This is a genomic window from Clostridioides sp. ES-S-0048-02 (assembly GCF_020658495.1).
Lineage (GTDB): Bacteria > Bacillota > Clostridia > Peptostreptococcales > Peptostreptococcaceae > Clostridioides.
This window is the reverse complement of sequence record NZ_JACVWH010000002.1, coordinates 215,972-238,408: the sequence shown is the minus strand read 5'-3', so window position 1 is coordinate 238,408 and position 22,437 is coordinate 215,972. Positions and strand designations below refer to the sequence as shown.

The following is a 22,437-nucleotide window of genomic DNA, read 5'->3' as shown; positions in this document are numbered from 1 at the left end:
TTAATATTTATCAGCGTAAATTCCAAAAACAACCTATAATTATAGGGCATAATAAGTATTTTTCAAAAACAAAAGCACTACATATAGTTAGTGCTTTATCTATTATATACTACATATAGTATATACACAAATTTTTTTATATCTAAACTTTTATTATTGTATTACTGATATTATTTTATTCTTTAAATAAAACCATAAAAATGTTTACCCAGTGTTTATATGTTACTAGAGATAATAAATCTTCAATAATATATTTAATATTTTATATATTATTTAGAAGTTTTTTATTCATTGTTATATAATTAAATATATGACTATTTTGCTACTAAATATATAAAAATAAATTTGTGAAGGTGATTTTAATGAAAACTATTTCTAAACAAGAATTAGAAAAAACACTTGAGAAACATTATTTATGGCTTAAAAATAATAACGATGGAGAAAGAGCTGATTTAAAAGAAGTAAGATTAGAAAATATGGATTTAAGAGGATATTATTTAAGTAATATTGACTTTTCCTGGTCTGACCTTATCAATTTAAATTTAGAAAATGCAGATTTAGAAAACTCTAGCTTTAAGAATTCTTATTTTTCAGATTGTTCATTAAAAAATTCTATATTAAAAAATACAGACTTAAGTGGTGCAAATTTTAGATTTTGTAATTTATCTAACTCAGATATTAGAGGTACTAATCTAGAAAATTCTAATTTAGAATATGCTACATTGTATGGAGTAATATCAGATGAAAGTACTCGTTTTTTTAAATTATACTGTCCTGAAACAGGAGCGTTTATAGGCTATAAAAAATGTTTTAATTTTAGAATGGTACAATTATTAATACCAAGTGACGCAAAAAGAGTATCTGCTACATCAAATGCTTGTAGATGTGATAAAGCAAAAGTACTGTCGATTACAAGTATAGATGGCAAAGAATCTTTTAAAACTGCTCGTGCATATGCTGATGAAAATTTTATATATAGAGTAGGAGAAATGGTGGTAGCTGAAAATTTTCATGAAAATAGATGGAAAGAATCAACTACAGGAATTCACTTTTTTTTAACTAGAGAAGAAGCTATTGGTTATCTATAAAGTATTATTTTTTTATTGAAGTGTGTAATTGAAAATACACAGTAAAAAAATGTATTACTAAATAAATATTTTCTCAAAAAGAGTATCTAGAGATTTAAAAAATGCACTTTAAAAATCTCCTTATGATACTCTTTTATATATTTTATCATTTCTAAATATGCCATAAATTACAATTTACAGTAAATTATTTATATCAATACTATCCACCATTTTAGAAACTTTATCTACATATTCTATATTATTACTCAGACTCTTATAATACTTATTACTCTCACTTTTATTTCTAAATGAATAAACTTTTTTATTTATTTTTAAAGCCTCTTTTATAATATCTATATTTCTTTTATTAGTTTCTCCTACGCTAAATCCTGTGTCTATTATAATCTTAGAATTATTTAAATTTCTAATAGCCAAATCGAAACTTTCATCACTTATTGACTCAAATGGCTTTTCTGTAAACAACTTTATGCCCATAGTCCTACCAATTTCATAATCAATATCATTTTCATGTATTATGCCAGAATATATACCTATGCCTCTTTTAGTAAAAGCTCTGTAGATTGGTGTTGCTTTACCGCCTCCACCAATTATAAAAACTTCATTTTTTGATTTATTGCTAATTTCTACTGCACCTAATAAACTATTAAAATTTTTATCCTCTAATTCATAGAGTGAATTTATCATATTTTCGTCTACCATATCTTCTGGCTGACCATAAGCTATAACTTTGTTATTTTTTACAAGAGCAACCTTATCACAACTTTTTAGTGCTATATCTATTTCATGTAATGAAAGTATTACTGATATTGATTTTTCCTTACTTAATTTTTTTAGTATGTTCATAAGTTCCAATCTATGCTTTATATCTAAATGGGTTGTAGGTTCATCTAATATGATTATTTCTGGCTCTTGAACTAATGCTCTTGCAACCAAGACTTTTTGTTTTTCACCATCACTAAGTTCATCAAAATATCTTTTTTTTAAATGAAGGGCATTTACAGATTTTAATGAATCATCCACCATCATTAAATCTTTTTTAGAGAGATTTCCAAAAAATCCTGTATAAGGATATCTCCCCATATTAACTACATCTTGTACAGTCATTAAATCTCCTAATAATCTATTTGTAAGTACTAAAGCCATCATTTTAGACAATGTCTTTCTGGATATATGCCTTATATCCATATCGTTTAAATATATTTCACCTTTTATCGGTGTTATAAGTTTAGATAGAGACCTTAATATAGTAGTTTTCCCAGCTCCATTGCTTCCCAAAAGACATAATATTTCTCCTTTTTTCACCTCTATGTTTATATCACTTACAACCACTTTTTTATCATATCCAACACTTAAATTGTTAGTTTTCAACATGTCTAAGCCCTATCCTTCCTTTTCATCAATAACATTATTACAATTGGAGCACCTAATAATGAAGTTATTGCACTTATTGGTAATTCTATTGGTGACAAAATTACTCTGGATACTAAATCACAAAGAGCTGTAACTATACTTCCTAAAAGAATTACTACTGGTATCAATACTCTATTGTCTGATGTTTTAAATATCAATTTTGAGATTTGTGGTACTGCAAGACCAATAAATCCTATAGGACCTGCAAATGCTGATACTATTGCCGCTAGTATACTAGATATAAATACTACCAAAAATCTAAAAAATTTTATATTTACACCAATACTCTTTGCATATTCTTCTCCTAGTAAAAAAGCATTTAGAGGTTTTATTATGAATATAGTCATCAAAAGACCTAATATCCCAACTATCATAAGTATTTCTACTTTTTCCCATGTAAATCCGGAAAAACTACCCATAGACCACATAGTAAATTCCTTCAATTTTTCATTATTTGCAAATGATTGTAATATATTTGTAATTCCACTACATACATAGCCAGTCATAATTCCTATCACCAAAAGTGTTGTTATATTTTTTACTTTGCTGGCAAATAGAATAACTATAGACATTACAATTAAAGCTCCTACAAATGCTGCTATAAATATACTCATTGAATTTATACTTTCAAATCCTAATGTATATCCTCCTAAAATCATAAGTGCTACTGATAAAGTCGCTCCTGAAGACACCCCTAATATATATGGTTCAACTATTGGGTTTTTAAAAAATATCTGTAGTAAAATACCAGATACTGCTAAACATGCACCTCCCACCATAGTTGCAAGGACTCTAGGAATCCTTATATTATAAATTATTTTATAGTGTTCTGTACTATCCATTCCTCTTAATACAACATCTATTATTTCTTTAAATTCGATTTTTACAGAACCAAATGCTACACATATCAAAAAAGTAAGTATTATACCTACAATTAAGGTTATAAATATAGTAGTCTTTTTAATTCTGTTTTTATTGGTAAAGTCCATCTATATACTCCTCTTAATAAAACTAGATTAACTCAAATTTATAAAGTTTTCTTGTTAATTTAATCTTATTTATTATTTATCATAATTTATATAATGCTTAATCTTTTCACCTGTAGTACCTGGATGAAATATTTCAACTAAATCCACTATTAATTCATCTGTCTTATCCACTGATTGATAATAATCCGGAGCAAACACCCATAAATTTCCATTTTTGACAACATCTAAATCAGATAACACTGGTGCACTAGATTTTATAGACTCTAAGTTTGGTGCATAATCTGAACTTGATGAATATACAAATATATCTGCATCTTTTGCCACTTCATGTAATTGCTCAATACTTACTCGCCCTTCATTTGAATCGATTGAAGCACAAGCATTTATTCCACCTGCCATGTTTATCATATTATCTACATATGAATTTTTAGGTGCTATATAAGCATTCCCTTCATATACAGATGCCCATACAACTTTAGGTTTACTTTTGTTTTTTATTTTTTTACTAACCTCTTCTATTTTTTGTACTGTTTTATCTAATTCACTAGTAGCTATATCCTCTTTATCATAAAATGCAGCTATCAAGCTTGTCCACTCCATTCTTCCAAATGGATTTTGTTCCTTATATTCATTATCTACAACATAGTTAAGTCCCAATTCTTCTAATTTATCTATAAATTTTGTATCCGCTTCTGATAAACCACTACTCACTATAGTCAAGTCAGGATTTAAGTCTACTATTTTTTCATAATCTGGTGCTAAATTTGAACCAACATAATGTATCTTCCCATCCTTCATTAAATTTTTAATTTCTTTGATAGTCCAATATTGTTCTTCTGTTGTTACTGCTTTTATACTATCTAACTCACCTATTGTCCTTAAAGAACAAGCTTGTGTTGTAGATGCTATCAATACATTATCCACAGGTGTTCTAACTATATTTGCATTCTTGTATTTTTCAGGTATTTTTATCTTTTTAGGAATCAAAATTAGTTCTCTATTATCTCCATCAACAACCTTTTTAATTCCATCTTCTAAATTCTCAACACTAAATCCACTTGCATATTTTAATTCTAATTTTTTCCCATTACTAACTTGTTCATTAGTTTTGTCTTTTTTGCTACAACCTACAATACCTCCTGCCAAAAAAATTACCATTACAACTAAAAAAAACTGCTTTAAAACATTTGACTTGAATTTCATCACTTTCACTCCATTATTTTATTTTTTATGAGTGGCTACACATATTTTAAAAAAATATTTTACTAAAATTAATTTTATAAATATAGCTTTTTAGCAAAATAAAAAACCTCTCCTAAATTAGAAAGGAGAAGCTTCTATATCAATTTTATAAAAAATGAATTGATATCTCATTTTATTATAAACTACAATCTCCACCCTAAATTGTATTTATGTAATACTGGGCAGGTCTCCTGACTCACGGCCTGTCCTCCATCAACCTTCCCAAAATTATTATGAATCTCAGTGGATTTGATTTTGTATCCGTATACAGTAGCGGGGGCTGTAGTGAATTTACATCACTTTCCCTATTAAACTAAAATAGTACCCTAGTATTATTTACATTTAATTTTTCATTAAGATAATTGTAGTTTATTGTTAATTACTTTGCAAGGTTGATTTAATATATCCACTCAAAAAGAGGGCTTAAAATGACTATAAAAATCAATCTAAAACCCTCTTTATCTTCTTAGTTTATATTTAATTCATCCATCAAAGTTTTAATTTTACATACTTGATTTTCATCTGGTTTTATAAATGGAGCAGTTACGTAGTCACTTATTTCTAATCCTCTAATATTCATAGCTTTCTTCATTGCTGGTATAAATGGATTTGTTATTAAATAAAAATCCATTGCTTTATTAATATATTTTTGAATTTCGATAACTTTATCCATATCCTTATTATTATAAGCTTCAGCCCATTTAGAACATACTTCTGGAATTAGATTTGATAATCCTCCTATACATCCTGCTCCTCCAGACATTAAGTTGTGTATAAAATTTTCATCATATCCACTGTATATCTTAAAGTTTGGGAACTCTGTTTTCATAGTATTTATTAAATCTCTAGTATGTCCCATTAAAGTTACTGTATCTTTATATCCAACTATGTTTTCATGCTTTCTTGCAAGCTTTAATGTAAGTTCTGGACTTAAATCATAACCAGTTCTATCTGGATAATTATATAGGTATATTTCAGCATCTGTGTTCTCAGCTATCTTACTATAAAAAAGTTCAATACTATCATCATCAAGCGAGAAATAATAAGGACTTATTATCATAACTCCATCTGCTCCACTATTATGTGCATAATTTGAAAGTTCTATAGACTCATCTGCACACATACGACTTGTACCTATAAACACTTTAACCCTCTTATCGACATGATTAACCACTAAATCTATAAGTTCTTTTTGCATATCCATAGACATATTAAAGAACTCTCCAGTACTTCCCATTATAACTAGACCATCTACTCCCCCATCTATAAGGTAATCATATACTTTTTTGTTTCCTTCTCTATCTAAATTTCCGTCTTCATCAAATATTGTAACAACTGGTGTCAAAAATTCTGCTTTCATAATTTAAACTCCTAAAATTTATTTTGATATGTTCATTTAATATGCTTATAGCCTATGTTTTAAGATTATATATAATAAAACATTTACTTAACATAATTTTTCAATATTCCAATACTTTCAATCTCACATTCAATTACATCTCCACTATTCATATATAGAGGAGGAGAAAAGCCCATCCCTACTCCAGAGGGTGTTCCAGTTGCTATAATATCCCCTGCCTCTAAAGTCATCCCTTTTGAAAGTTCTGAAATTATATCTGAGATATCTGATATGAATAACTCTGTATTAGAATTTTGTCTTTCTTCATCATTTACTCTACTATATACATTAAGTTTTACTGGAAAAGAAACTGCACTTTTATGTAAGATACATGGCCCTAAAGATGTAAATGTATCTAATCCCTTTCCCCTAAACCATTGAACATGTTCTTTTTGCAACTTTCTAGCAGAAATATCATTTATCACAGTGTAACCAAAGATATAATCTTCTACATCTTCTTTTTCTATATTAACACCTGTTTTACCTATTACTACTCCAAGTTCAACCTCATAATCCAACTGATTATTTATATCAAAGTGAGCATCTATCTCATCTTCTGGACCTATCGCCTTTGTCACACGTTTTGTAAAATAGACTGTTTTCTCAGGTTCTTCAAAGCTACTATCAAAATGAGTTTGAGTTTCTTCAAGATGTTCTTTATAGTTTACTCCTACACATAAAATATCGTGTATTGGCTTTTCTATAGGAACATGTATAGTGCACTCCTCTTTTTTAAAAACATTATAGTTATTAAATGATTCTTCACTTATAATATTTTTTAACTTAATAATATCATCCTGAGATATACCTTGAATTAAATCATTTACATCTATAAAAAATTTACTAAGACTTATGGAATTGACATCAATAACAAACAATTCATCCTTTGAGAGAATTCCTACCTTTTTAGATGTATCTTCTATACTACTAAAACTAACAAACTTCATACTATCACCCTTTAGTAAAATTCTAAGTGCATACTTTTTTAAGTCTTATATTTTATACATAATTACATACTCTAGCTATTGCCATTTCAGTATATCCAAGTGATTCTGCTTTTGATTGCTTACCATTTGCTACATCTACAACTAGATTTAATAAATCATCTGTCAATTCTTCCATTGTCTGTGGTCCATATATAACTGGACTAGCATCAAAATCCATATTATCTTCCATATTTGCAAAAGTTATTTTATTTCCAGTTATTTTTATTACTGGAGCTATTGGATTTCCTGATGGAGTCCCTCTCCCTGTACTAAATACTACTACTTGAGCGCCTCCTGCAACCATACCCGCAACAGATGAGGCATCATTTCCTGGTGTATCCATTATTACAAGACCCTTCTTATCAATTTGCTTTGCATAATCATATACTTCACTTATTACTCTGTGCCCACCTTTGTGTATACAGCCTAGTGATTTTTCTTCCAAACTTGTAAGTCCACCAGCTATATTTCCAGGAGATGGATTTCCTTCTCTAACTTCTTCTCCAACTAATTTTAATGAATTTTCATATCTATGTACTATATGTAGTATTTTTTCTTTTACTTCTTCATTTACTGCTCTTCTAGCTAATATATGTTCTGCTCCTATAAATTCAGTAGTTTCACTTAAAATTGAAGTAGACCCTAAATCAACAAGTCTATCACTTAATTCTCCTATTAGCGGATTAGCAGCTAGCCCACTTGTTGGGTCAGACCCACCACATTCAGTCCCTAATATAAGTTCAGATATTGGGAATTCTTCTTTTCTAAGTATAGAAGCTTCTTGTGCCATTTCTCTAGCACAACGAACAGCTTTTTCTATAGTTTTTAAAGTTCCATGTTCTTCTTGTATTACAAGAGTCTTTATTGGTTTATTTGTTCTCTCTTTTATTGCATCAACTACCAAGTCATTTTGACAATTTTCACAACCTAAAGACACAACTATCACACCATATACATTAGGATTTGCTGCATATCCAGCCATAACATCCATAGTTAATTGTTGGTCTGAACTTACTTGAGAACAGCCATTTTGATTATTAAAAGTAACAGCTCCTTGAACTTGTGAGGCTATAATTCTCGTTGTATCTGATGCACACACACTTGTAGGTAATATTAATATGTGATTTCTTATGCCAACTCTTCCATCTGGTCTTTTATATCCATAAAATTTCATATTGATTTCCTCCTAAAATAGTCTATTTATCATACTTTATTTGATTTTCTTGTACTATAAATTTTATTCTTATTGCTAATTAGATAACTATAATCCTACTTATTTAATCATTTAATACTAAATATGACTTTTATTGAATTATAAATGTTACTTTATATGTTCGATACAATTTGTTTATCTAAATCTTCTCTAACACTTTTAACATTGTGAATATGTACATGTTGACCAATTTTTATTTCTTGATTAGCTTCTCCTATGTGTTCTCCATATTTAGTAACTTTATCTCCCTCAGCCATATCCTTTATAGCCAATTTATGATAAATAGTTATATCATCTAAAGCTGTTATTGTCTTTATCGTTTTATCTTTTAATTTAAAATTAATTTCACTATTCTTAGATATTGCCTCAATAGCCACTGCAACATTATCTTTTTCATCAATTATCACTGCATTTATCATTATCTTTATTCTCCTTTATAAATAATATAGTTTTATTAATATACAAAATCATCTTAGCAATTATATATCTGTATTCATCAGGCTACTATTGTCCCATCATCTTTTTGTTTTGGGAATTTAGGACATCCATATTTCTTCGCCCACCAGCTAGTTATAAGAGGAACTAATATTGCAGTAACAACTACTGCAGCTGCTACTTGAGTTGTAGCTGTTGCAACATATGGTTGCCATGTTGGGTCAACTAATGCAACAGCAGCAGGAACAGCAATTGCATTCCCTGCAGTTGTAGCTACAGCCCATCCTGCATACCCTGGACGTTTACCTATAAATCTATCACAGAATACTATAAATATACCTCCTACAAACACAGATATTAATCCAAGTAATACTCCAGATAGTCCTCCTTTTAATATACTTGCAAGATTTATGCTACTTCCAAGTGCAAAACCTACAAAGGGTACTAATAAATTACATCCTGGTTCTAAAAATTCTTTCATCTTTTTGTCAAAATTACCTATTATCATACCAACAAGTATTGGTACGATTGCAGCTAATAATGACATTAATGGAACATTTGCAAGTCCTGAAGTCCCAAGAGCTATCAATGTAAAAAATGGACCATCATTCAAAGTAAGTAAACTCATAGTTGCACAATCTGTTTCATCTCCATATGAAGTCATTAATGAAAGATATATACTACCATTACTATTTGTAACTGCACTTATAACTGCCAAAGTTGTAAGACCTAATACTCCATCCATTCCAAATAATTTTCCTATAAGTATGCCTATTAAAGCACCTATAGCAAATTTAGAACCAAGAAGTATTCCTCCTCTTTTTAATACTTTTGGCATTTCTTTAAATTGAAGCTGAGTTCCAAGACATACTAGTTGAACCCCTATTATAGTTGCAGAGCCAACACTTGAGAATACTGCTGTTGTAAATGAACCTATTTGTACAATATCTGGGCAAAATGTATTAATGAAAGCTGCTATAAACATTGGGACTATCATCATACCTGCAGGAATTTTTTTAATAAAATCCATTATCATAAAGTTACTCCTCCTAAAACATGATATTTAATTACTTGTATTAAATTTTTTAGCTTTAATTTTAACGGCCGTTTCGGTTCGTATTTAAGAACTAAGTTTTTATTTACGAATCTTTGAATTAATGATAGCATTTTCCCAATTATGAGTCAATAAAAAAAATAAATTTTTGTCAAAATTTTTTCAAATTATCTGATAATATAGCAATAGTTAGCAATTATCTTCATTATATGCAAAATATAAAAAGTAATTTTTCTCATTTCACATCTATATATCCCAATTTATATAATCTAAATTCACAATATTTCGATATTTTCATATAAAATACGATTATTATTGTCTTATCTTAAATTATATAGCTAAATACAGTTCACTTTCTCAGGTATATTTTGGAAATTATTTCAAGTTTTTAGTATGAATTTTCATCAAAAAAATCATCTATAAATATTTATAATTAAAGCTTATTTGCACATACTGTCATATATTTTATTTCTACATTGTAAATTATCACACAGTATGCTAAAATCAACATATTCTAACACTTTAAATTAACAAAGATAGGGGGAAATTTATGACTTCAGATAATCATCGCCCAACAGCTAGGATATTAGATATTTTAGAAGCATTAGCTGAATCTGAGAATGGATATACTCTTACAGAAATAGCAGATGCTATCAATGCTCCAAAAAGTAGTATCTTTCCTATAGTTCATACACTTAATGCTAGAAAATACATTACTATTGATAAAAATACGTCTAAATATTCCATAGGTATACGTTCTTACACATTGGGGTCTTCGTTTTTTGAAAAAAGAACTATTTTTAACTACATAATTGATGAAATGACTAATATAGTTAATTCTTGTTCTGAAACTTGTCAACTTGGTATACTCGACAATAACGAAGTTCTTTATATTGGAAAAGTTGACTCTCCAGAGCCAATTAGACTTATTTCTTATGTTGGTAAAAAGATACCTGCTAATTGTACAGGTCTTGGTAAAGCACTTTTATGTGATTTTGATAAGGAAAAACTAATAAATTTATATCCAGACGGATTAAAAGGATTTACAAAAAAATCAATTACTGACTTTGATATTTTATATGACCAGCTTCTTGAAGTTCGTGAAACTCAAATAGCTTCAGAATGTGAAGAATCAATGGAATACCTAAAATGCCTTGCTGTACCAATAAGAAAAAACGGATGTATAAGGGCCGCTGTTAGCGTAACACTTCCACTTTTTAGGTCTAGTGAAGAAAAAATAGAACTGATAAAAAAATTACTTCTAAATGCACAAAAAAATATTCAATCTATGATGGAAGAACGTAATGAAGATATTATAATAAATTAGATTGATAAAAACAAAGTTGCTGACTTAATTACAGCAACTTTGTTTTTTTATGCTCTTTTTTATTTTTAATATTTTTATTGACATGATAAAAATACTATGTTAAATTCTAATCATAATCGTAATTACGAACTTAGTTCTTATATAAAAACTCACAATATATATTTTAACCTCAAAAACCAATATCTAATATGTGAATTAGTATAAGACTATTGTAGGTATGTATATTATACATAAAAATTAATTCAAAAAAGGAGATTTTAACTATGAGTATCTATTATGTACCACCAATAAACTTACTTGGAAAAGGGTGTCTTATTGAATCTAAAGACTCAATTAAATCCTTAGGCACTAAAAAAGCATTTATCGTTAGCGATAAATTTCTAACTTCAAATGGTACTGTAAAAAAAGTAACAGATATGTTGTCTCAAATAGGTGTGAACTTTGCTATTTATGATGAAGTTAAACCAAATCCAACTGTGACTAATGTCAATAATGGACTTGAAATATTAAAATCAGAAAATTGCGACTTCGTTATAACTATAGGTGGTGGTTCTCCACAAGATTGTGGTAAAGCTATTTCCATATTGGCTACCAATGGTGGTGACATTAGAGATTATGAAGGTGTAAATAAAACTTCTAAAAAATGTCTTCCTATAGTTGCTATAACTACTACTGCTGGTACATCAGCTGAAGTTACAATAAATTATGTCATAACGGATGAAGATAGGCACGTAAAAATGATAATGGTTGATACAAATGCACTAGCTACAATGACAGTTAATGACCCAGAATTAATGATTAGTAAGCCAGCTAATTTGACAGCAGCTACTGGTATGGATGCACTGACTCATGCTATAGAAGCTGTAGTGGCTAATGGTGCTTATGATGTTACAGATTCAACTGCGCTATATTCTATAAAGCAGATATTTGAATATCTTCCTAGAGCTGTTAAAGATGGTAATGATATAGATGCTAGAGAACAAATGTGTTATGCTTGTTTTCTAAATGGAATTGCTTTTAGCAATGCAGGTCTTGGAAATGTACATGCTATGGCTCATCAATTAGGAGGTTTATATGATTTACCTCATGGAGTATGTAATGCTATGTTGCTACCAATAGTTGAAGAAGAAAATGCTAAATCTGCACCTTCTAAATTCCGTCCAATAGCTGAGATTATTGGAATGAATATACATGACAAATCAGATAAGGAATGTGTTGATTTTGTAATAAATAAAATAAAAGCTCTTTCAGAAGAGGTAGGAATTCCAAAATCTTTAAAAGATGTTGGTGTTGATAATCCTAATTTTGAGTTGCTTGCTGAAAATTCTATGAAAGATGCTTGTGCTGGAGCCAATCCTGTTTTCTTTGATAAGGATAAAATTATAGAATTATTTAAGAAAATCTCTTAATATAATCACACTTATAAATTAATTATGTATATTTATAAGGGAGTGTCTCAAAATATTTTTATTTGATTATAGACACTCTCTTATTATCTAAATCCATATTTTTAATTTAATTTCAAACTCTTTAAAATTAATAAATAGTATTTTTAATGAATTATAACTGTTGTTGTGTCGGGTATATTGTCATATATCCACTTAGCATTTTCTGTACTTAGTCTTATACATCCATGGCTAAGAGCTTCACCAAGCCTAGCATCTATTATATAACTTCCTGTTGAATTATATAACACAGAATGATAATAATACCCACCTTTAATTCTAGTAGCGTACTTAACTGAATACTCATCTGTTCCAAAAGAAGGTTTTCTCCCACTTATATAAAAAATACCTGTTATAGTTGGAGTTTCAGGTTTACCTATAGTACATTCCCATTTATATAATTGCCCCCAACCACCATTATCTTTCTTAAAAATATAAGTGTATTTATTTTTAAGGTCTGTGGTAATTAGATAGTCACTAGTACTTTTAATATTATTTTCATTAACAAATTTAGTCATATCAGTGTAAAAATACTTATAATCTAATTCATTAGGTTTATTTCCATCACTTGACAAGAAATAATTAAAAACATAACCTGTTTTATCATCATATATAACTTTACTCCAGTCCCCTTCTACCTGTAGAACTTCGACTCTAGACTTTTCAGGAATTACTGTAATTATAGTAGAAGTTGTAGACTTATCTTCTCTTAAATTTAAATTACTCCAAGCATATTCACTTACTGATATTAAATCTCTGTATACATACCCTTCTTGAAAATTGTAGATTACTTTAATCCAATCATCTTCTTCATCTAGAACCTCTAATTTAGAACCTTGAGGTATTACAGTTATAATACTTGAACTTGTAGATTTCGCAGACCTCAAATTTACATTTACTAAAGCATATTTATATATAGGTGCTCTGTATTTTTTAATGTTTATTTTAAATAGCTTCACACATACCCATACTCTCATATGTCTTTTTACAATACTTTATGAAATTCGATATATATTCGTTCTTCTATTTTTAAACTTACTCTGTATAATTAAAGGTTATTATCCATTTAAATTTACAATATTACAATCTTTAATATATTCTTCAATTATACTTCTAGCTACATTAAAATAACTTATACATTTATCAACTATAACAGCATCACTGCTAACTACTCTATCAAGTTTTTCTAATATAACATCTGCATTTTTTACTAGCTCTACTTCTGTTTCAATTTTCCATACCTTGGCATGTTCTAATATCTTATATCTTAGATTTCCAGAATTAGAAACTGGTGCATCTAAGTAAAATTTAATTTTTGTAGCTTTATATTTATTAAAAAACTTTCCTATTAGATTTAAAACTTCTTCTGTTTTATCTATAATTTTATATGTTCCTCTAAGACCTGCTAAATCTCTTATATTTCCATCTCTACCTATGACTAGAGTTCCTCCAGATAATGCTACTTCTAGAGCTATTATCAAATTAAAACCATCTATGTATATAATTCCTTCATTTATTTTATCTAAGGAAAGTATCTTTGATTGTCTTATTCTATTTTTTTCATCAGTACATACTGCTCTCTTTAGTGCATCTCTTTGTCTTATTGAAAACTGATATCTATCTCCCACAAAAGTTACAACTGGGTCTATTTTATAATCTCTATTTATTAACCACTCTATTTCTTCTTGAGCCTTTACAAGTCTTACAAGTTCTTTACTTGAAAACCATCGTTTATCACTCTCATCAAAGCCTCTTTTAGATATTTTATTCATAGAGTATTTCACCGCCTTAATATGAAGTTTGCTAATATTATCTTATCCATTTATATTATTCAATATTTAGATTATACCTTTTAATACTCTCTTAAATACAAAATAATTACTTTTTTACTATATTTATACTTTATAATGTAAAGAAAGGATACTATTAGTAAATTCTCATAGTATCCTTTCTTTAAAATTTATTTATAATGATAATTTTAGGCTTTATTTATATATTACACTTATTCTATACTTCCTTTATCATATTAGGAGATAAAACATCATTAAGAGCCTCTGTCATAGTTGGATGTGCATAAACACGGTCTCTTAAATATGTATATTCTACTTCTAAATCTACGGCTAACTGAATTAAATGTATAATCTCACTAGAATCTTCACATATCATGCTAGCACCAAGTATCTTATTGGAATTTTTATCTATTACGATTTTTATAAATCCATCTGTCTTTCCAATTTGTTTAGCCCTTGGAATTGCCTCAACTGGCATCTTTGCTACTAATACATCATATCCTTTTTCCTTTGCTTGTTTAACATTAAGACCAACTCTTGAAAATGCTGGACTTATGAATATAGCATTTGGTATATTTTTTCTATTACTAGTCGTTCTAGTCTTATTTCCAAATAATTGATTGATTATTATACGATAGTCATCTAGTGATATATAAGTAAATTGAGGACCTCCATTTATATCTCCTATAGCCCATATGTGTTTTTTATTAGTCTTAAGGTTATCTGATACTTTAATAAATCCTCTTTCATTTAACTCTATGCCTGCATTTTCAAGTCCTAAACCTTCAGTATTTGCTTTTCTACCTGTAGCAACAAGTATTATATCACTTGTTATTTCCTTTAATTCACTATTTATATCATATTCTACTGTAGCTAAATTAGAAACTTCCTTAATCTCTTTTACCTTTGCATTATTTATAATTTTTACATTTCTCTTTTCAAGTAATTTTATTATTTCTTCTGAATCTTCAATATCTTCATTTGGTAAAATCCCATTATTTGAATTTAATATTGTAACTTCTGTTCCAAAGGAACTATAGATGCCTGCAAATTCTAAACCTATAAACCCAGCACCTATAATTGTCATTTTTTTAGGTAAGGTTCTTAAATTCATAAGAGATTCACTATTATATACTATCTTATTGTTTTCAATACCTTTTATATTAGGTATAAATGATTTTGAGCCAGTATTGATAAATATCTTCTCTGATACTAATTCATAAACTTCATTTTCAGTTTTTACTTCTACTGTATTTTCATCAATAAAAGTCGCCATTCCTGTAAATATAGTTACATTATCATTTGAATTTAATTTATTATAGTTAGCTTCTCTAAGCTTTGTAACCAAAGTTTCTTTTTTTTCTATAGCTTTTGCATATTCGATTTGTGCATCATTCCAAGAGTTTATATTTTTTACATTGTTTGCTGAATTTTCTAAGCTTTTAGTTGGGATACATGCTACATTTATACATGTTCCTCCATACATTTTATTTGACTTTTCTACTAAAGCTACCTTTAATCCTCTATTAGCTAAATCTCCTGCTAATGTCTTTCCACCTTTTCCAAATCCTATTATTATTGCATCAAATGTTTTTTTCATATAAATTTCAACCCTTTCCTTCGTTATTTATACTCTTACTATAACAAGATTTTCTAGGTGGTACAATTAGGTACTTTTTTGTAACCTTCTATATTAATACTTTTTATTTTTTTGATTTTCAATGAAAGACATCATAGTCTCTTTATTCATTGCTCCTGGAATGTACTGTGTTACATATCCTTCTTTATCAATTATAAATGTAGTTGGAAAAGCATTAATTCCATATTGATATGCTAATTCTCCATCTTCATCAAGTGCAACGGGAAAAGTATAGCCTTCATCTTTTAAAAAGTTAATTACATGTTCTCTTGAACCTTCTCTACCTAAATTAGGTGATGCTACACCTAAAATTACTACATCTTCATTATTTTTCTTATAATCCTTGTACAACTGCTCTATATGAGGCATTTCCTCTTTACATGGAGGACACCATGTAGCCCAGAAATTTAAAAACACAACCTTACCTTCATAATCACTTAATTTATGTGTTTTACCATATTGGTCAGTTAAAGTAAAATCAATAGATTTTATTCTCTCTTCATCATTAGAGCCGTTATCACTATTTTCATTATTAGATTCTTTTTTATTATCTCTGTTACCAGACTCTTCTTGTGTATTGCCATTAGAATTTCCTTGTTTATTATCTTCTTGATTCACACTTTGATTATTTTCAACTTTATTTTTTTGTGGAACATTAAAATGCTTGCTCACACTTTCAAACCCATTTATCATCATTAATATTCCTGATATTATAAGTATAGCTCCACCTATCTTTTTAATAATTTCCATATTAGATTTTATTTTATCTATAGTCTTAAACAACTTACTATAGAACATAGCTGTAATTATAAATGGCAAAATAAATCCAATGGTATATACTACTATTAAAAGATTTGCATTCAAATGATTAGTTGAACTAGAAACCATTACTAATACAGATGCTAATATTGGCCCAATACAAGGTGTCCACCCAAAACTAAATGTAAATCCAAGTAAATATGCTGTTATTGCTCTCATTTCTTTAAACTTTACATTTAATCTTTTTTCTCTATTTAGTATTGAAGACTTAATTATTCCCATATAAAACAATCCCATGATAATAATTATAATTCCACCTATAAACATTATTAAGTCTTTATTCTCATTAAAAAACATACTCAATACTCTTACTGATGAACCTAATATAAAAAAGGTTGTTGAAATTCCTAGAGTAAATAAGATAGTATTTTTAAATAGAGAACTTTTTATAAAATTAGTTTTTCCTTCTTTTAAATTTTCCACACTACTATTTGACAGTATACTTAGATAAATAGGTAGTATTGGTAATATACATGGCGAAAAAAACGATAATATCCCTTCTATAAATACCACAAATAAATTTATATTTTGCAAATTAAAGCTCCTCCTCATTCTATTTACATTATTACAATAAAAAATTATGTCCTTTTATTGCTTTTACTTTTATTCTCACGATAGCCTAATTAAGTCACTGTAAATTCAAAAGTAATTTAAAAGCTTACTTATCGCAATTTAAATTATTATTGCTCCACATAATCATCTTTTCCATAACAGGAAGTAATAGTACCCCTGACTCACTTAAAAAATATGTTGATTCTACAATATTATTAATTGATTTTTTATTGTTGATTATAATTCCTTGCTCAATTAAAAAATCTAATTGTTGAGTCAACATTTTCTTACTACATTCTGGAATGGCTCTTTGTAATTCTCCAAATCTTTTTTTATCTTTTTGTAACTCCCATATTATTATAGCTACCCATTTTTTACCTAATATGCTTGATAATGCCTCTACTGGACAGTCATATATCATATCATCTATATTATACATTTTATCTCCTCTTTCTTTTTATTAATTATTAAGACATGCTTTTATTTAATTTATAAATGTTACAAATGTGTTGAGATTTACTAGTTTAAGGTTGTTAATATATATTTTAGTTTTAAAATATTTCTGAGGTTTCATATAATTACTATATCAGTTTTATAAATGCATCACAATTGGGTACTTTTTTGTAACTACATATTTATAACTACATAAAATATTTATAACTACATAAAATATTTATAACTACATAAAATTAAAGTTAACTATATTAAATAAATTTAGCTCTTATATAATAATTCTTTATCTAAGTTCTTTATCCTGTTTTAATAATTTCTATATACAACATCAAACCCATACCTTGATATCTACCCAAAATTATACAAATTAAAAAATCTGACAGATATTTATCTGCCAGATTATTAAATGATAAACTTACTTTTACACTTATAAATCTAATAATATTGAAATAACTTCAAAAGGTGCTATTTCATATATTTGTTGTTCCTCTAATTCTTCTATTGCATTTATAACTTTCCCGTTTCTATCTTTAAATATTTTCTCATCTAATATCAACTTCTCACTTGTTGGATTTTCTAACCTTATTACAAACTTCTCTTTATCATAGTAAGAAAGATAACATGCTGATACAAGATAATTTTCTGGTAAAGATATTATCTCTAACTCTCTGTTCACAGATTTTTCAACAATTGACCTTTGAATCTTATTATCTATACGATATAAAAAGAAGTTATAATCCTGTAATTGATAATTTATAGATTCTTGCAAATAGTTATGAGTTAAACTTGCAACTTCTGATTCATCAAAAGATTTAGAACTCATATATATTGCAAATGAAAACTCTACTTCTCTAAGTATTTGTGCCTTTTCAGTTTTAATTCTGATATGTCCCTTTTTAGTGGTATCTCCAGAAGCACGTCCTGGTCTATATAATAAATCAGGTTTTCCTAATTCATCTGTAGTAGCAAGTAAAGTCAGTGCTATTTCATCATTGACATGTTGATACTCCTTTATTCCTCTAGTAAAGACAGTACAACTTCTCTTCTCATTAGTAAGCGTAATATTACTTTCTAAAGGTTCCAAATCTATAGGCATTTCACTATAAGTATTTTCCCAATTACTTAAAACCCCATTTTCTCTTGTTATATATCCAAATGGTAATGATGCTATATTTTTATTATCATTTATATTCGTTTTTACATGAACACGTAATCTATGATTACATATTGTATTGTTGACATGAAGTTTTACCTCTATAAATGGATTATCTTTTGATAAAATAATGCTAGCTCTTACATTTAATTTTCCATTGAGATTTTTATCTTTTCTATCTTCCAATGTAAGTGGTAGTAAAGTTGTACCTTCAACTACTATCTTTTCATATCCTAATGTTCTTTTTGTCGAAACACTATTAAACAAAAGTTCTATCTCGTCATCATCTTGTAATGGTGAGAAATCATAAGTATCTCCTGCATTTCCGCTATCTTTTAAAGTTAAAAAGTTTGATATATAAGTTCCATCTTTAAGTTGTAAATCCAAGCTTCCATCTTTATATATTACCTTGTATTTATCGTTAGATATAAAGGTATCATTAGACTCACTAAGTGACAACATCTCTTTATTACTTGTTTCAAAACTAATAACTTTATAACCAAGTGCAGGAAGTTGTATATTTATTCTTACTTTTAGTATATAATAACCTGGTTCTTCAATAAATATATTACCAGCAGGTGTCTCTTCCAATACATTTTCTCTTGGTTGTATGTAAGTTTCTTCAATTATAGTAGCATCTAAATTTTCTTTAAAACAAATATTTTTACTATCACTCACTACTTGTATTTCTTTATATCCATTAAATCTTTTAGCTTCTGAATTAAACACTAATACATCATTTTGAGATAACTTAAGCCCTTCTGAAATTTTCTTTACAATAGTGTTTTCAATACTATCACAGATTTCATTAGCTTCTCTTATACGGTGAAGAATATCATCTGTTACAGTATCAGTTACACAACCAGCCAAACTATCATGAGCTTGCCCCTCTAAAAGCTTTTTCCATGTGTTTATTAATAATTGATTGCTTATTTCTATTCCACTCTTTTTAGCAATTACTAGTAATGGCTCTATTCTCTTAATTAATTTATTTTCAAGTTTATCACATGCTAATTTTATATCCATTCTACTAGAACCAATTGATTTATGTATTCTTGCAAGCACTGGTTCTCTAAATTCACCTCTGTAGCTTTCTAATGATTCTATAGATTTTACATATTTCAAAAAGTCTTGATATGAACTTGTTATATAAGAATACTTTCCAATATTATTAATCTCTTCAACTTTATTTTTAAAATCACCTATTATATTTAATTGGTCATTTCCTGAAGGTATTAATACCTCTTCTACATCACTATATGATTTAATAAAATCAATAGCGGGGTCTAATCGTCCATTGACATACTTTGGTGAAGGTTCTAAAAGCATACCAGTTCCATATCCATGTGGCATATTTACAGCATATATATACTTTTCTCCATTTAAACTTTTCCATTTAAAATACGGTGATTGAACTTGCTTTCCTAAGTGGATACCCCTCCAAAAAAAAATATTATCAATCCCTACATGTCTTAATAAAATAGGCATCTGTGCATTAAAACCAAAGGTATCTGGTAAATACCCGATTTTCATGTACTCACCATACTTTTTACTTTCAAATATTCCAATCATTAAATTTCTTAAAATAGATTCCCCTCTAGCGAAGAATGCATCTGTTTGTGTAAACCATGGTCCTATATATAATCTTTTTTCTTCTATTAATTTTTTAATACTTTCTATTTTTTCTTTATGTACTTGTGTATAATCATCCAAAATAGAAAGTTGTCCATCAAGTACAAAACTTACATCTGGATTACGCTCTAACTCATCAATTATATCTGTAAATAATTGCTCACTAAGTACTAATGCATCTCCAGAAGTAAAATACCACTCTCTGTCCCAGTGTGTATGATTAACAATATGTGCTTTTATCATTTATGCTCCTCTATTTCTTCATTTTAATATTTTTAGGCTGTAATCAAGACTCAACAATACTCAAAACTTATACTAACTATAAAATTTATATTAAACCTAAATTATTACTTTTCTTAAATTTTTATTGAATTTTAAGATTCCCATTCTGCTTCATCAAATTCATCATCTTCAAATTCATCATCTTCGATAACTGGATTTCCACGTAATATTATAACTAAACCTGCTACAATTACTGTTCCTACTGCAATTGATAATACATACATTGGCCAGTTTTCTACTGTAAACCATCCATAAAATCCACTAATTGGAGTTGCATTCACTGAACCTAATCCAACTGCCATAGCTGAGGCAATTGCTGTACCAATTACACATGATGGTATTACTTTTAACGGAGATTCTACTGCAAAAGGAATTGCTCCTTCACTAACTCCAATCAACCCCATTATAAGAGATGATTTACCAGCTTCACGCAGCTGCTTATTATATTTTTGTTTTGCTAATATAGTAGCAAGACCTAAGCCTAGTGGTGGTATAACAATTCCTACCATTGCTGCTGTATTAGGCGCGTAAATCCCACTTGTTAATAATGCAAGTGATGTTGTCAAAGCTGCTTTATTAACTGGCCCACCTAGGTCAACTGCCATCATTGCTCCAATAATAGCTGCCATCAATATCTGATTTGTACCTGATAATCCATTTAACCAATTTTCTAAGCCAGTATTTAATGTTGCAAAAGGAATGCCTATGACATAATTAATTAATATAACAGTTATTAACGTTCCAAATACTGGTACTATAAATATTGGTACTATTGAAGCTGCTGACTTTGGTAATTTAACATTATTTTTAATAAATAAACATGTATATCCTGCGATTAAACCAACTGCTAAAGCTCCTAAAAAACCTGCTCCGATATCCTTAGCAATCATACCTCCAACAAGTCCTGGTACTATAGCTAATTTATCAGCTATAGAAAATCCTATAAAGGCTGCAATTACAGGAAACATTAATCCTAAAGCAGTGCCTCCAAAACCATCTAAATCATGTAATAATCTAACAATACTACTAGCACTTTCTGCATATTTAACGTCCCATATATCTGGTATATTATATAAAGAACCCCCTACACGAGATATTGCCATTATCATAGCACCTGCAATTACTAATGGAATCATATATGAGATTCCTGTTAAAACATGCTTTTTTAACTCAGAGACTATCTTTTTTAACATTATATTTCCCTCCATTTATTTAGTGTCAATTAACTTTAGTGCATCATTGATTACCTTTTCTGCATCTTTTATAGGTGCATTAACTGGTACTTCTAATATTTCTTTGCCTTCAAAACGTTCAGCATTTCTAACTTTAGTATCTACAGCAAATATTACTACTTCTGCAATTTGCGCATCTTTTTCAGTTAATTCATTGTCAATTCCAGTTGCTCCTTGTGTTTCAACTTTTATAAGATGACCCATTTTTTTTGAAGCCTTCTTTAATGCTTGTGCTGCCATATATGTATGTGCAACCCCTGTTGCACATGCTGTTACTGCTATAATTTTTCTTTTCAT

Annotated in this window: 19 protein-coding genes and 1 riboswitch; of the genes, 3 read left to right on the top strand and 16 right to left on the bottom strand. The window is 28.4% G+C overall.

The features are described from left to right. The first annotated feature begins 362 nt into the window (after positions 1–362). Positions 363–1,088, top strand: coding sequence for a pentapeptide repeat-containing protein (locus IC173_RS03935; RefSeq protein ID WP_227855192.1), 726 nt, complete (start codon positions 363–365; stop codon positions 1,086–1,088). A 174-nt stretch (positions 1,089–1,262) separates the two neighbouring features. Here IC173_RS03935 and IC173_RS03930 read toward each other — a convergent pair whose 3' ends face one another. The 8 genes from IC173_RS03930 to IC173_RS03895 form a co-directional block, all read right to left on the bottom strand. Then, positions 1,263–2,459: an ABC transporter ATP-binding protein gene (locus tag IC173_RS03930; RefSeq protein WP_227433928.1), complete on the bottom strand. Its 1,197-nt coding sequence runs from the start codon at positions 2,457–2,459 to the stop codon at positions 1,263–1,265. A 2-nt stretch (positions 2,460–2,461) separates the two neighbouring features. Next, positions 2,462–3,487, bottom strand: a complete 1,026-nt coding sequence (locus IC173_RS03925) for a FecCD family ABC transporter permease (protein ID WP_227433927.1) — start codon at positions 3,485–3,487, stop codon at positions 2,462–2,464. A 72-nt stretch (positions 3,488–3,559) separates the two neighbouring features. Further along, positions 3,560–4,690 (bottom strand): ABC transporter substrate-binding protein, encoded by a 1,131-nt coding sequence (locus IC173_RS03920; protein WP_227855191.1) that lies wholly within the window; start codon positions 4,688–4,690, stop codon positions 3,560–3,562. A gap of 202 nt (positions 4,691–4,892) precedes the next feature. Continuing rightward, positions 4,893–5,073: riboswitch (cobalamin riboswitch) on the bottom strand. 122 nt (positions 5,074–5,195) lie between these two features. Further along, positions 5,196–6,089, bottom strand: a complete 894-nt coding sequence (locus IC173_RS03915) for a dihydrodipicolinate synthase family protein (RefSeq protein WP_227830910.1) — start codon at positions 6,087–6,089, stop codon at positions 5,196–5,198. An 83-nt stretch (positions 6,090–6,172) separates the two neighbouring features. After that, positions 6,173–7,075 carry a fumarylacetoacetate hydrolase family protein gene (locus IC173_RS03910; protein ID WP_227835184.1) on the bottom strand — a complete coding sequence of 301 codons (903 nt, stop codon included), beginning with the start codon at positions 7,073–7,075 and terminating at the stop codon, positions 6,173–6,175. Positions 7,076–7,127: 52 nt separating this feature from the next. Next, positions 7,128–8,288 carry a UxaA family hydrolase gene (locus tag IC173_RS03905; protein WP_227835183.1) on the bottom strand — a complete coding sequence of 387 codons (1,161 nt, stop codon included), beginning with the start codon at positions 8,286–8,288 and terminating at the stop codon, positions 7,128–7,130. Positions 8,289–8,440: 152 nt separating this feature from the next. Further along, complete coding sequence (locus IC173_RS03900) at positions 8,441–8,746, bottom strand: UxaA family hydrolase (RefSeq protein WP_227433922.1); 306 nt, start codon at positions 8,744–8,746, stop codon at positions 8,441–8,443. A 77-nt stretch (positions 8,747–8,823) separates the two neighbouring features. Next, entirely contained in the window at positions 8,824–9,798 is a 975-nt protein-coding gene (locus IC173_RS03895) for a 2-keto-3-deoxygluconate permease (RefSeq protein WP_227482003.1), read from the bottom strand. A 568-nt stretch (positions 9,799–10,366) separates the two neighbouring features. On the opposite strand from IC173_RS03895, the gene IC173_RS03890 reads away from it, so the two are divergent. Then, positions 10,367–11,143: an IclR family transcriptional regulator gene (locus IC173_RS03890; protein ID WP_227433920.1), complete on the top strand. Its 777-nt coding sequence runs from the start codon at positions 10,367–10,369 to the stop codon at positions 11,141–11,143. Between the two features lie 263 nt (positions 11,144–11,406). Continuing rightward, the gene (locus IC173_RS03885; RefSeq protein ID WP_227835652.1) at positions 11,407–12,552 is read left to right on the top strand and encodes an iron-containing alcohol dehydrogenase; all 1,146 of its coding nucleotides are present in this window, start codon (positions 11,407–11,409) and stop codon (positions 12,550–12,552) included. Between the two features lie 143 nt (positions 12,553–12,695). On the opposite strand, the gene IC173_RS03880 is transcribed toward IC173_RS03885, so the two are convergent. The 8 genes from IC173_RS03880 to IC173_RS03845 form a co-directional block, all read right to left on the bottom strand. Continuing rightward, entirely contained in the window at positions 12,696–13,565 is an 870-nt protein-coding gene (locus IC173_RS03880) for a L,D-transpeptidase family protein (RefSeq protein WP_227855190.1), read from the bottom strand. A gap of 81 nt (positions 13,566–13,646) precedes the next feature. After that, a complete protein-coding gene (locus IC173_RS03875; RefSeq protein ID WP_227855189.1) occupies positions 13,647–14,360 on the bottom strand; it encodes a DUF434 domain-containing protein in 714 nt (237 codons plus the stop codon). Positions 14,361–14,595: 235 nt separating this feature from the next. Then, on the bottom strand, positions 14,596–15,978 hold the full coding sequence (locus tag IC173_RS03870; protein WP_227482000.1) for an FAD-dependent oxidoreductase: 1,383 nt from the start codon (positions 15,976–15,978) through the stop codon (positions 14,596–14,598). Positions 15,979–16,071: 93 nt separating this feature from the next. Beyond that, positions 16,072–17,370, bottom strand: a complete 1,299-nt coding sequence (locus IC173_RS03865) for a cytochrome c biogenesis protein/redoxin (RefSeq protein WP_227433915.1) — start codon at positions 17,368–17,370, stop codon at positions 16,072–16,074. Between the two features lie 124 nt (positions 17,371–17,494). Continuing rightward, complete coding sequence (locus tag IC173_RS03860; protein WP_227433914.1) at positions 17,495–17,827, bottom strand: winged helix-turn-helix transcriptional regulator; 333 nt, start codon at positions 17,825–17,827, stop codon at positions 17,495–17,497. Between the two features lie 441 nt (positions 17,828–18,268). Beyond that, entirely contained in the window at positions 18,269–20,869 is a 2,601-nt protein-coding gene (locus tag IC173_RS03855) for a glycoside hydrolase family 38 C-terminal domain-containing protein (RefSeq protein WP_227855188.1), read from the bottom strand. 131 nt (positions 20,870–21,000) lie between these two features. Next, positions 21,001–22,101: a PTS fructose transporter subunit IIC gene (locus IC173_RS03850; protein ID WP_227433912.1), complete on the bottom strand. Its 1,101-nt coding sequence runs from the start codon at positions 22,099–22,101 to the stop codon at positions 21,001–21,003. A 15-nt stretch (positions 22,102–22,116) separates the two neighbouring features. Next, on the bottom strand, positions 22,117–22,437 hold the full coding sequence (locus IC173_RS03845; RefSeq protein WP_227433911.1) for a PTS fructose transporter subunit IIB: 321 nt from the start codon (positions 22,435–22,437) through the stop codon (positions 22,117–22,119).

What these genes read in the sequence shown, in the direction of transcription:
- IC173_RS03935 (WP_227855192.1), top strand. Translation starts at nt 363, where the DNA reads ATGAAAACTATTTCTAAACAAGAATTAGAAAAAACACTTGAGAAACAT.
- IC173_RS03930 (WP_227433928.1), bottom strand. Translation starts at nt 2,459, where the DNA reads ATGTTGAAAACTAACAATTTAAGTGTTGGATATGATAAAAAAGTGGTT.
- IC173_RS03925 (WP_227433927.1), bottom strand. Translation starts at nt 3,487, where the DNA reads ATGGACTTTACCAATAAAAACAGAATTAAAAAGACTACTATATTTATA.
- IC173_RS03920 (WP_227855191.1), bottom strand. Translation starts at nt 4,690, where the DNA reads ATGAAATTCAAGTCAAATGTTTTAAAGCAGTTTTTTTTAGTTGTAATG.
- IC173_RS03915 (WP_227830910.1), bottom strand. Translation starts at nt 6,089, where the DNA reads ATGAAAGCAGAATTTTTGACACCAGTTGTTACAATATTTGATGAAGAC.
- IC173_RS03910 (WP_227835184.1), bottom strand. Translation starts at nt 7,075, where the DNA reads ATGAAGTTTGTTAGTTTTAGTAGTATAGAAGATACATCTAAAAAGGTA.
- IC173_RS03905 (WP_227835183.1), bottom strand. Translation starts at nt 8,288, where the DNA reads ATGAAATTTTATGGATATAAAAGACCAGATGGAAGAGTTGGCATAAGA.
- IC173_RS03900 (WP_227433922.1), bottom strand. Translation starts at nt 8,746, where the DNA reads ATGATAAATGCAGTGATAATTGATGAAAAAGATAATGTTGCAGTGGCT.
- IC173_RS03895 (WP_227482003.1), bottom strand. Translation starts at nt 9,798, where the DNA reads ATGATAATGGATTTTATTAAAAAAATTCCTGCAGGTATGATGATAGTC.
- IC173_RS03890 (WP_227433920.1), top strand. Translation starts at nt 10,367, where the DNA reads ATGACTTCAGATAATCATCGCCCAACAGCTAGGATATTAGATATTTTA.
- IC173_RS03885 (WP_227835652.1), top strand. Translation starts at nt 11,407, where the DNA reads ATGAGTATCTATTATGTACCACCAATAAACTTACTTGGAAAAGGGTGT.
- IC173_RS03880 (WP_227855190.1), bottom strand. Translation starts at nt 13,565, where the DNA reads ATGAGAGTATGGGTATGTGTGAAGCTATTTAAAATAAACATTAAAAAA.
- IC173_RS03875 (WP_227855189.1), bottom strand. Translation starts at nt 14,360, where the DNA reads ATGAATAAAATATCTAAAAGAGGCTTTGATGAGAGTGATAAACGATGG.
- IC173_RS03870 (WP_227482000.1), bottom strand. Translation starts at nt 15,978, where the DNA reads ATGAAAAAAACATTTGATGCAATAATAATAGGATTTGGAAAAGGTGGA.
- IC173_RS03860 (WP_227433914.1), bottom strand. Translation starts at nt 17,827, where the DNA reads ATGTATAATATAGATGATATGATATATGACTGTCCAGTAGAGGCATTA.
- IC173_RS03855 (WP_227855188.1), bottom strand. Translation starts at nt 20,869, where the DNA reads ATGATAAAAGCACATATTGTTAATCATACACACTGGGACAGAGAGTGG.
- IC173_RS03850 (WP_227433912.1), bottom strand. Translation starts at nt 22,101, where the DNA reads ATGTTAAAAAAGATAGTCTCTGAGTTAAAAAAGCATGTTTTAACAGGA.
- IC173_RS03845 (WP_227433911.1), bottom strand. Translation starts at nt 22,437, where the DNA reads ATGAAAAGAAAAATTATAGCAGTAACAGCATGTGCAACAGGGGTTGCA.